The organism is Burkholderia sp. Ac-20384 (assembly GCF_017104605.1).
Lineage (GTDB): Bacteria > Pseudomonadota > Gammaproteobacteria > Burkholderiales > Burkholderiaceae > Burkholderia > Burkholderia lata.
Window position 1 is genome coordinate 1 of the sequence record NZ_JAAGPE010000321.1, and the last position, 9,928, is coordinate 9,928.

7 protein-coding genes are annotated in these 9,928 nt (G+C 65.5%); 5 read left to right on the top strand and 2 right to left on the bottom strand.

Features of this window, described 5'->3' with window-relative positions:
• The 4 genes from G3O00_RS35635 to G3O00_RS35650 all read left to right on the top strand — a co-directional run.
• Positions 1-1,168 (top strand): TldD/PmbA family protein (locus G3O00_RS35635; protein WP_206145791.1); only part of this gene is annotated, 1,168 nt, incomplete at its 5' end.
• The gene (locus G3O00_RS35640) at positions 1,168-2,529 is read left to right on the top strand and encodes a metallopeptidase TldD-related protein (protein ID WP_206145792.1); all 1,362 of its coding nucleotides are present in this window, start codon (positions 1,168-1,170) and stop codon (positions 2,527-2,529) included. The genes G3O00_RS35635 and G3O00_RS35640, both read left to right, overlap by 1 nt.
• A 21-nt stretch (positions 2,530-2,550) precedes the next feature.
• Complete coding sequence (locus tag G3O00_RS35645; protein WP_206145793.1) at positions 2,551-5,712, top strand: multidrug efflux RND transporter permease subunit; 3,162 nt, start codon at positions 2,551-2,553, stop codon at positions 5,710-5,712.
• 96 nt (positions 5,713-5,808) lie between these two features.
• Positions 5,809-6,456 carry a glutathione S-transferase gene (locus G3O00_RS35650; RefSeq protein WP_206145794.1) on the top strand — a complete coding sequence of 216 codons (648 nt, stop codon included), beginning with the start codon at positions 5,809-5,811 and terminating at the stop codon, positions 6,454-6,456.
• A gap of 358 nt (positions 6,457-6,814) precedes the next feature.
• On the opposite strand, the gene G3O00_RS35655 is transcribed toward G3O00_RS35650, so the two are convergent.
• Together G3O00_RS35655 and G3O00_RS35660 are read right to left on the bottom strand one after the other, a co-directional pair.
• A complete protein-coding gene (locus tag G3O00_RS35655) occupies positions 6,815-7,621 on the bottom strand; it encodes a class I SAM-dependent methyltransferase (protein ID WP_174936705.1) in 807 nt (268 codons plus the stop codon).
• A 547-nt stretch (positions 7,622-8,168) separates the two neighbouring features.
• On the bottom strand, positions 8,169-8,825 hold the full coding sequence (locus G3O00_RS35660; protein ID WP_346779014.1) for a PadR family transcriptional regulator: 657 nt from the start codon (positions 8,823-8,825) through the stop codon (positions 8,169-8,171).
• A gap of 45 nt (positions 8,826-8,870) precedes the next feature.
• On the opposite strand from G3O00_RS35660, the gene G3O00_RS35665 reads away from it, so the two are divergent.
• Positions 8,871-9,928, top strand: a 1,058-nt coding sequence (locus G3O00_RS35665) for an NAD(P)/FAD-dependent oxidoreductase (protein WP_206145796.1), incomplete at its 3' end; no start/stop codon positions are given.

Here is a 9,928-nt window from a genome sequence, read left to right on the forward strand (position 1 = left end):
TCGTCCACCTGTCTCTACACTGCTTCTTTCACTCTGTCCCTACGCGACGCGCTTCCGTTCTCCCGAGGTGGATGCGGCGCTGCCGTCGCGCGCGGAATGGATCGAGCGCCTTGCGCACGAATGCGCGGCGGCGAACCTCGGCGCGCGCATCGTCGAGCGCGCCGCGAGCGTGATGATCGTGCACACCGAGCAGTGTTACGTGACGAGCGACGGCGTGCGGATCGACCAGCGCTTCCGCTTCCTGATGCCCGAACTGCAGGCCGTCGCGCACGGCGACGGCGACACGCAGACGCGCTCGCTCGGTCAATCGGGCACGCTCGCGCAGGGCGGCATCGACGTGCTGGCGCGCTACGGCTTCGACGGCGCCGGCGCACGCGTCGCCGACGAGGCGCTGCAGTTGCTCGCCGCGCCGAACTGCCCGACCGGCCGGCGCGACCTGCTGCTGATGCCGGACCAGATGATGCTGCAGATCCACGAGTCGATCGGCCATCCGCTCGAACTCGACCGGATTCTCGGCGACGAGCGCAACTTCGCCGGATCGAGCTTCGTGAGGCCGGAGATGGTCGGCCACTATCAATATGGGTCGCCGCTGCTGAACGTCACGTTCGATCCGGAGCCGGCGGCCGAAGCCGCGTCCTACGCGTTCGACGACGACGGTACGCCGGCGCGCAAGCAATACCTGATTCGCAACGGCGTGCTCGAACGGCTGCTCGGCGGGGCGCTGTCGCAGCAGCGCGCGGGCCTGCCGGGCGTGGCCAACTCGCGCGCGTCGAGCTGGAACCGCGCGCCGATCGACCGGATGGCGAACCTGAACGTCGAACCCGGCGACCAGCCGCTCGATGCGCTGATCGCGGGCACCGAGCACGGGATCCTGATGCGCACCAACACGTCGTGGTCGATCGACGACCATCGCAACAAATTCCAGTTCGGCTGCGAATTCGGGCAACTGATCGAGAACGGCCGGCTCACGCAGGTCGTCAAGCGCCCGAACTACCGCGGCATCTCCGCCCAGTTCTGGCGCAGCCTGCGCGCGGTCGGCGATGCGAGCACGTTCGACATCTACGGCACGCCATATTGCGGGAAGGGCGAGCCCGCGCAGATCATCCGCGTCGGCCACGCCGCGCCTGCCTGCGTGTTCGCCGGCGTCGACGTATTCGGAGGCGCGTGATGACGGGATTCGATCCGATGGCACGCCAGGCCGGAATCGACTGGCACGCGCATTTCACCCGGCTCGCCGACGACGCGCAACGGCTGACGACGCCGACCGAAACCGTGCTGCTCGGTTTCTCCAGCGAAACGTCCGACTTCATCCGCTTCAATGGCGGCAAGATTCGCCAGACCGGGCGCGTCACGCAGGGGCGGCTGTCCGTGCGGCTCGTCGACGGGGCGCGGCAGGCGCACTCGGCGCTGACCGTCTGCGGCGATCCGGTGGCCGACCTGCGCGAACTGGCAGACGCGGTTGCCGTGTTGCGCGACGGCCTGCGCGATGCGCAGGACGATCCGCACCTGCTGTTCGATACCTCGTCGTGGCTGCAGGAAACGCGCCGCACCGGGCGCCTGCCGAATGCGGACGGGCTCGCGCGAATCGTGGCCGAATACGCGCGCGGGCTCGACTTCGTCGGCTTCTACGCAGGCGGCACGCTGGCGCGCGGCTTCGCGTCGTCGACCGGCAGCCGCGGCTGGTACGAAGTCGAGAATTTCAACTTCAGCTGGTCGCTGTACGACCCGAGCGGCCGCGCGATCAAGACCGTCTATGCGGGCGACGACTGGAGCGACGCAGCATTCGCGGCGAAGGTCGACGCGGCCGCCGCACGGCTGCCCGTGCTCGGCCGCACGCCGAAGGCGCTTGCGCCCGGGCACTACCGCGCGTATTTCGCGCCGGACGCCGTCCACGAGATGACGAGCCTGCTCGGCTGGAGCGGTTTTTCGGCGCGTGCGGTGGCGAGCGCGCGCAGCCCGCTGCATCGCCTGTACGCCGGCGAAGTCGCGCTCGATCCGCGTGTGTCGATTACCGAGGATTTCTCGCTGGGTATCGCGCCGGCGTTCAACGCGGACGGCTACCGGCGTGACAGCGTGCCGCTCGTCGTCGAAGGGCGGGGCGCCGGGCAGCTCGTCTGCGCACGCACCGCGCGCGAGCAAGGCGGCACGCCGAACGGCGCGGACAACGGCGAATCGCCGCAGTCGCTGACGATCGCGGGCGGTACGCTCGCCGATGCCGACGTGCTGGCCGCGATCGACACGGGGCTCTACGTCGGCAACCTCTGGTACCTGAACTTCTCGGACCCGATCGCGTGCCGGATGACGGGGATGACGCGGTTCGCGACGTTCTGGGTCGAAGGCGGGCGCATCGTCGCACCTATCGACGCGATGCGGTTCGACGACAGCTTCTACCGGCTGTTCGGGTCGGAGCTCGAGCAACTCGGCGCGGCGCCGGTGCTGCTCGCGAACGACGACACGTACGGCGAGCGCGCCACCGGTGGCGCGCAGCTGCCGGGGTTGCTTGCGCGTTCGTTCGAACTCACGCTGTAGCGCGTTCGCCGACACTCGCCGATGCCGTCATTCTTCATCGACCGTCCCGTCTTTGCGTGGATCGTCGCGCTCGCGATCGTCGTCGCGGGCGTGCTGGCCATTCCGCAACTGCCGATCGCGCAGTATCCGCGCCTGGCGCCGCCGCGGGTCGTGATCACCGCGTCCTACCCGGGCGCGTCGACCGAGACGGTCGATGCCGACGTCGGCAGCATCATCGAGGAAAGCCTCGACGGCGCCGACGGGCTGCTCTACTACGAGACGAGCAGCGACGGCCACGGCAACCTCGAGATCGACGTGACGTTTTCGCCGAGCGCCGATCCGGACATCGCGCTCGTCGACGTCAACAACCGCTTGAAGCAGGTCGAGCCGCGGCTGCCGCAGCAGGTCGTCCAGCAGGGGATCGGCGTGTTCAAGGCGGCGAACACGTTCCTGATGCTCGTCACGCTGACGTCGACCGATGGCACGCGCGATTCCGCGCAGCTCGGCGATTACCTGAACCGCTACGTGCTGCGCGAGCTGAAGCGTGCGCCGGGGGTAGGCGCCGCCGAGCTGTGGGATGCCGACGAGGCGCTGCGGGTCTGGCTCGATCCAGCCAGGTTGCGCGAATACGATCTCGGCGCCGACGACGTGATCGCGGCAATCAGCGCGCAGAACGCGACGGTCACGGCCGGCGCGATCGGCGACGCGCCGTTCGTGCGCGGCCAGCAACTCACCGCGACGGTCGTGGTCAAGGGTCAGCTTACGTCGCCCGAGGAGTTCGGCCGGATCGTGCTGAAGTCGAAACAGGACGGCTCGGTGGTGCGCGTCGCGGATGTCGCGCGCGTCGAGATCGGCCGTGACGACTATTCGTTCTATTCGCGGTTGAACGGCCGGCCGGCCGCGACGGTCGGCATCCAGCTCGGCCCGCGCGGCAACGCGCTCGAAACGTCGAATGCAATCCGCGCACGGCTTGCCGAGCTGTCGCGGACATTGCCGCCGGGCGTCGCGGTCGAGATTCCGTTCGACGGTGCGCACTTCGTCAAGATCGCGATCCACGAAGTCGTGTTGACGCTCGTCGAGGCCGTCGTGCTGGTGTTCTGCGTGATGTGGCTGTTCCTGCGCGACCTGCGCTACACGCTGGTGCCGACCGTCGTGATCCCGGTCACGCTGATGGGCGCGTTCGTCGCGATGTGGGCGTTCGGGCTGTCGATCAACGTGTTCACGATGTTCGGCCTCGTGCTGGCGATCGGCATCCTGGTCGACGATGCGATCGTCGTCGTCGAGAGCGTGCACCGCGTGATGGAGGAGGGTGTATCGCCGCGCGATGCCACGCGCCGGGCCATGAAGCGGATCGGCGGGGCGATCGTCGGCGTGACCGCGGTGCTGACCGCCGTGTTCGTGCCGATGGCGTTTTTCCCGGGCAGCGTCGGCGGCATCTACCGGCAGTTCGCGGTGGCGATGATCGCGTCGATGCTGGTGTCGTCGTTCATGGCGCTGTCGCTCACGCCCGCGCTGTGCGCGAACCTGCTGAAGCCGGTCGCGCGACACGATGGCGGCACCGGCCGTGCGCGGCGACGCGGCATCGGCGCGCGTCTGGCCGACCGGTTCGGTGCGGCCTTCGCGCGCGCCGAAACCGGTTATCGCCGCGTCGCCGTGTTTGCCGTGCGCCGCACCGGCATGGTCGTGGCCGTCTATGCCGCGCTCGTGATCGGATGCGGGCTGCTGTACTGGATGATGCCGGGCGGCTTCCTGCCGACCGAAGATCAGGGGCAGTTGCAGGTGATGATCCAGTTGCCGGCCGGCGCCACGCAGGCGCGCACGCTCGCGGTCGTCGAGCGTGTGGAGGCGATCCTGCACGGGGAGCCGGCGATTGCGAACGTGACGAGCGTGATCGGCTGGAGTTTCGTCGGCAGCGGGCAGAACGTCGGGATGGCGTTCGTGGAATTGAAGGACTGGGCGAAGCGCGACGTCGACGCGATGGCGTTGCGCGACCGGCTCAACGGGCGGTTCGGCGCGATCCTCGACGGCGACGTCGAGGCGGCGCTGCCGCCTTCGGTACGCGGCATCGGGCATTCCGACGGCTTCACGTTCCGGCTCGAGGATCGCGGCGGGGTCGGGCTCGACGCGCTGAAAGCGGCCCGCGAGCAGCTTGCCGAACGCGCGAAGGCGGATCCGTTGCTGTCCGCCGTGCATTTCGAGGACCTGCCGGACGCGCCGCGTATCGAGCTCGATGTCGATCGTGCGAAGGCGTATGCGCTCGGCGTACCGTTCGAGCGAATTGCGGGGCTCCTGGGCGGCACGTTCGGCTCGAACTACATCAACGACTTCCCGGCGTCGGGCCGGATGCGGCGGGTGATCATCGAGGCCGATCCGGTCGCACGCGCGACCGATACGCAACTGATGGCGCTGACCGTACCGAACCGTACCGGCGACATGGTGCCGCTATCGGCCATTGCCGCGCCGCACTGGACGATCGGGCCGGTGATGCTGAACCGGTACAACGGCTATCCGTCGCTCGACATCAGCGGTCGGGCGGCGACCGGCACGAGTTCGGGTGCGGCGATGGCGGAGATGGAGCGGCTTGCCGGTGCGCTGCCGGCAGGGATCGGCTTCGACTGGGTCGATGCGGCGCGCGAGGAGCAGGTCGCCGCGCGGCAGACGCCGCTGCTCGTCGGGTTGTCGGTGCTCGCGGTTTTCATGGCGCTGGCCGCGCTGTACGAAAGCTGGACGATTCCGCTGTCCGTCCTGACGATCGTGCCGCTCGGCATGATCGGCGCGATCGCGGCGGCGCTCGCGCGCGGCATGCCGAACGACGTGTACTTCAAGGTCGGGATGATTACCGTGGTCGGGCTGGCGGCGAAGAACGCGATCCTGATCGTGCAGTATGCGCGTGACCTGGCCGGGCACGGCGTGCCGTTGCGGCAGGCCGTGGTCGATGCGGCCGCGGCGCGATTCCGGCCGATCGTGATGACGTCGATGGCGTTCTTGCTGGGCGTCGTGCCGCTCGTGCTGGCAACGGGCGCGGGGGCGGAAAGCCGGCGGTCGATCGGCACGGGCGCGTTCGGAGGCGTGCTGGCGGCGACGGTGTTCGGGCTCGTGTTCGCGCCGGTGGCGTTTCGGGTTGTGGCGTCGGTTGGGCGACGGGGCCGGCGGGTGGCGGTGACGAAGCGGGATGATCGGCAGGCGGGGGCGGTGGGGGAGTGAGGTCGCTTCGCCGGCTGATTTTCGTGCGTGGCATTGATGGCGGTCGTCGTGCAGACGGCTAGTGGATGATTCAATTCAAGGAGACGGACTCAGACCATGTCCTATGTTTTGTATTACTCGCCGGGTGCGGCAAGCATGGCCGTGCACTGGATGTTGATCGAACTCGGCGTGCCGTTCGAAACGCGCCTCGTCGATATCGATACGGGTGCGCAGCATGCGCCGGAGTATCTGCGGCTGAATCCGGCTGGCCGGGTGCCGACGCTGGTCGTCGACGGCGTGCCGCGGACCGAATCGGCAGCCTTGTTGATGCTGCTCGCCGAGCGTCATCCTGCGCCGGGTCTGGCTCCGGAGCCGGGCTCACCCGAACGTGCCGAGTGGTTCGAGATGATGATCTATCTTGCCAATTCCGTATTGCCGGCGATGCGAAACTGGTTTTATGCGGAGACGGATGGCGATCCGCGATGTGCTGAGATGGTGAAGGCGTTTTCGCGGGGACAAGTCGAGGAGTCGATGGCGCATCTCGACAATCTGCTGTCCGACAGTCGTTCGTATTTGATCAACGATCGGTTGAGTACGGTCGACTTCCTGGCGTTGATGCTCATGCGCTGGACGCGCAACATGCCACGCCCGGCAACGACGTGGGCGAATCTGGCGCGCTATATCCACGCGCTTCGCGCGATGCCGACGTTCCTGGAATTGAATGCGCGTGAAGGGCTGACCGAGTGGATGAATCCGGTTGCCTGAGCGTTTCGGAGTCGCTCAAAAGTGCGGCAGCGGTTGGTTGGGGGCCGCTTGCCGCGGGGTTTAGGGCTGGAATATCTTATTTGACATAATCAACATTATCGACAGTTTGTGTGTAGGTCCCAAGTTCAAATGTCGCGTTTCCGCTAAATAAAAATGTCGTGTTTTGGCGTGTAGGTTGACCGCCAGCCCCCTCAAGGAGCGCCGGCGATGAACGCGACTGGAACCATCACCATGACGATGCGCGAAGTCGTTCGACTGAAGGTCATTCAGGCCGTTGCCGACGGCAAGCGCGCCTGCAGCGCGTGTCTTGCAAACGCGTCGACGAACGCTATCGCAACACCCGCGCTCGATCTTCGCATTACATATGCGTCACGCGCCGCAGCACGAAGTAGAGATTCGACGAGATGCGGTTCACGTACGGAATGGACTCGAACGTCCGGTTCATTCGCGCGCAGAGATTCGCGGCTGTGTCGAGCAGCTTCGAGCCGTTCACGCCTTTCGCGAAGGTCGGAAAGACCTGATGGTAGCCGCATGCCTCGACGACGAATCCCGAACGGAGAAAAATGTTCTTCGCGTATTCCAGCCGATACAGCCGATTGTGGCCGTTGTAGTTCTTCATGGCCCGCGACATGTTTTCCGTGAGCGACGTGTGGTTCGGCAGGAACGTGACGATGAAGATCCCGTCCGGTTTCAGCACGCGCCAGATCTGTTCGATACTGTGCTGCTCGAACGCGACGTGCTCGAGGACGCCGCTGCCGAGCACGACGTCGAAGAAGCCGTCCTGATACGGCAGCACGTATTCGTGCTCGAGCACCCGGAAGTCGAGGTTCGCGAAGCCGTGGAATTCCTGGAAATCGTCACCGGCGATGTCGCAGCCGTGAATATCGAGATCGGGATAAAGCACGCGCAGCATGCACGAATCCGGCGCATGCCGGCAGCCCCAATCGAGTACTTTCGCGCCGTCGGAGATATACGACGCATAAAGTTCCAGTGTGCGCGCATGCCGGTCGAGCGTCGCATCGTTCCCGATGGCCGACCTGATGTAGGCGCTGTATATGCCATTGGGATTGCGCTGGACATAAGCGCGGCACAGATCGGCGTAGGTATCCTTTGCCTGGCGGATACGCGAGCGGTCGAGCGGTTTCGTGTCGATCGGTTTATGCATGTAGGCTCTCCTGTCTTGTTGATGACGGTTGTATTGCCATAGCGCGATCCGGTCATGCGTTGGGACGGTGCTGTCCGGCGGCGCCGTGCATTGTTGCTGCGTGAAGGGATTCATTTGTTAGCAACGGTAACCGGAGTTCGAACGGAGGACTGCGGGCCAGACCACAAAGTGGCGATGCGGTCGGTTGCCGCGGGCAGGCGCGTGAACGAGGGGGACAGTACCCCGGCAGCGGGCCGCCGGCGGGCCAAAACGTCGACGGCCCGCAAAAGCTGGAGAAACAAACGTGAGCGCCCTGCCCGTTCAGGCGCGGACCTTCGACACTGCGTAATGGTCAAGACGAGGAAAAAGACGCAGCAAAACCAACCTTAAAACCGGACATTTTTAAATAGCTGGAAGGTGGACATCTGAATCCGGCGATGGCTGAAACGGAATCCGTCCGATGCTGGATGCGCGACGCATCGATCGATTTCATCAAATCGATCAACTGATTTGAGGATTGACATCGCCGGAACAGCCGCAGAAAGTCGGCCGCAAACCCCAGGACGAATTATTCGAATTGCGCCGCGAGTTCGCGCAGATATTTCTCGTTCCAGGTCATCGCGCCCGACTCGAGCTCCGAGATCAACCCGTCCAGCCATTGGATCTCGGCTTTCAGCAGCACCTGCTTGTACTCGTCGTCCAGCATGACGAGCCGCGGCAACCCCTTGTCCTGCCACGTCCTGAGGGTCGACACCGACTCGGTCAATTGCAGCTTCAGCGTTTCGCTGCGCTGCTGAAGCTGCGCGCGTGCGACCCCGGGTGTCAGCGCCATGATCGTCGCGAGCGCAGCCGGGAACTCGTTGAACTCGCGTCGCGGCTCGCCGAGCATCGCTTCCAGCCACGCGTAGAACGTCTTCTTGCCCTGCGGCGTGATCTCGTAGACCACCCGCTCGGGACGCCCTTCTCCTTGCGCCGTCTCGCGAACGCGGATGAGTTCGGCCGTCTTCAGCTGTGAAAGGGTCTGGTAGACGCTGTTGCGTTGCGCGACGTTGACCACGTTGTCTTTGCCGCGCTGCCGAATGAGTTCGTGCATGCGGTATGCGTGCGACGGGGCTTCCAGCACAAAGCCGAGAATCACCATCGCGAGCGGAGAAGGTTGTCTCGAACGGGGTTTCAATTGCGGGTCCTGGTATCGATGAGCGGCACGGCTTGCCTCCTTAGTCATACTTTGACTATACTGTAGTCATAATATGATTATGAGGTGGTCGAAATGGCGAAGGTGCAGCATGCTTTGATTGCCGGCGGCGGCATCGCGGGCCCCGTTGTCGCGCTGGCGCTGGCCAGGGCCGGTATCCGCTCGACCATCTACGAGTCGTACGCCGCACCCGCGGACGGCATCGGGGCGAGCCTGATGGTTTCGCCCAACGGGCTCGAAGCACTGAAGATCGTCGGCGTGGATGGCGCACTTCGTGCGGTGAGCCAGCCGATTGCCCATATGGCAATGGCGGATGGCCGAGGCAAGGTGCTGACCCGGTTCGACGGTCTGGAAGGGATGCAGTCGAGCCGCGTCGTGTATCGCTCAGATCTGTACCGGGTGTTGCGCGATGCCGTGGTGGACGCGAACATTCCGGTCGTGCACGGCAAGCGGCTCGTGGGCGCGAGCGAGACGGCCGACGGTGTCCGTGTGTCGTTCGAAGATGGAAGCCATGCGAACGGCGACATCCTGATCGGCGCTGACGGTATCCGCTCCACGGTGCGTGGCCTGATCGATCCCGGCGCGCCGGCGCCACACTACGCGGGCACCCTGGGTTTCGGCGCGCTGGTGCCGCTCGATACACTCCGCATTCCCGTCGACACGATGACCTTCGTGTTCGGCAAGCATGCATTTCTTGGCTACTGGGCGGATCCGGATCGCGGTATCTGCTGGTTCGGCAATCTCCCGTACGCGATGCCTGCGTCGATGGAGGCCGTACGCGAGATTCCGTCGGCGCAGTGGCTCGCGCAACTGCGCGAGCTATACGGGGATGACTATCCCGCGCAAACGCTGTTGCGAAATACCGACCCCGATCAGCTGTTTGCGCCTATTGCCAGCGAGATGATGCCGCCTGTTCCGCGCTGGCATAGCGAGCGCATGGTGCTGGTTGGCGACGCCGTACATGCGCCGTCGTCGAGTTCCGGCCAGGGTGCGTCTCTGGCCCTTGAAAGTGCGGTTCAGCCCGCGCGTTGTCTGAGCGATATTCCGGCGACCTCTGTGGCATGCGCGCGCTACGGGCGGTCGCGTGGCGCGCGTGCCGCAGCGATCGCGGCGCCTGCGGCCGGGACCCACAC

Excerpts from the sequence above, each read along its gene's own strand:
- G3O00_RS35640 (WP_206145792.1), top strand. The coding sequence starts at position 1,168 with ATGACGGGATTCGATCCGATGGCACGCCAGGCCGGAATCGACTGGCAC.
- G3O00_RS35645 (WP_206145793.1), top strand. The coding sequence starts at position 2,551 with ATGCCGTCATTCTTCATCGACCGTCCCGTCTTTGCGTGGATCGTCGCG.
- G3O00_RS35650 (WP_206145794.1), top strand. The coding sequence starts at position 5,809 with ATGTCCTATGTTTTGTATTACTCGCCGGGTGCGGCAAGCATGGCCGTG.
- G3O00_RS35655 (WP_174936705.1), bottom strand. The coding sequence starts at position 7,621 with ATGCATAAACCGATCGACACGAAACCGCTCGACCGCTCGCGTATCCGC.
- G3O00_RS35660 (WP_346779014.1), bottom strand. The coding sequence starts at position 8,825 with ATGACTAAGGAGGCAAGCCGTGCCGCTCATCGATACCAGGACCCGCAA.